This window comes from Clostridium sp. CAG:43 (assembly GCF_000434655.1).
Taxonomy (GTDB): Bacteria; Bacillota; Clostridia; order Lachnospirales; family Lachnospiraceae; genus Otoolea; species Otoolea fessa.
Genome location: NZ_FR895100.1, coordinates 21,242 through 21,733, shown reverse-complemented (window position 1 = coordinate 21,733; position 492 = coordinate 21,242). Strand labels below are relative to the sequence as shown.

General features: G+C 57.5%; 1 protein-coding gene (running past one end of the window). It reads right to left on the bottom strand.

Annotated elements, in window-relative coordinates:
• The coding region annotated (locus QVO97_RS08875; protein WP_288189482.1) for a DUF4037 domain-containing protein crosses the window boundary (this coding region is incomplete at its 5' end): on the bottom strand, window positions 1-492 show 492 of its 903 nt. The annotated region extends 411 nt beyond the left edge of the window.

Sequence of the window (492 nt, the reverse complement as noted above, 5' to 3'; positions counted from 1 at the left end):
CGCAACCGTATCGCCCCGCCGCATACAGCGGCCATAATTATACTGTCCCGACTGCGCCATTTTCGCTGCCCGCGCCGCGATCTTCTTGATCCGGACATCCTCCGGATAATACTTCCGGAGCGCCTCGCGGATCGCAGAAAATTCTCCCAGTCCATCCTCAAATACTGCCCCGCCCACGACTGCCGCCAGCTTATCTTCCGGCAGATGCAGCCAGCGCATCAGGCTCTTTGGCGGCTGTTCCATCCCGATAAAACGGCTGTAAAATGCCTCTATCTCAAACACACCGACACGTCCGCCGCCCCGCGCACTTGTGAGGCGTGCCGGAACACCTGCAAAGTCCCCTGGCAAACGGTCATAGGCATCCTGAAGCGCATTTCCGTACTGGTTATAATCTTCCGCCGAAAACCACAGACAGAAACCCGCCCCGAAATCGTGATCCTGCGATATCGCATCGTCAAATCCCAGACATTCCGAACCTTCGCCCACCAGTCC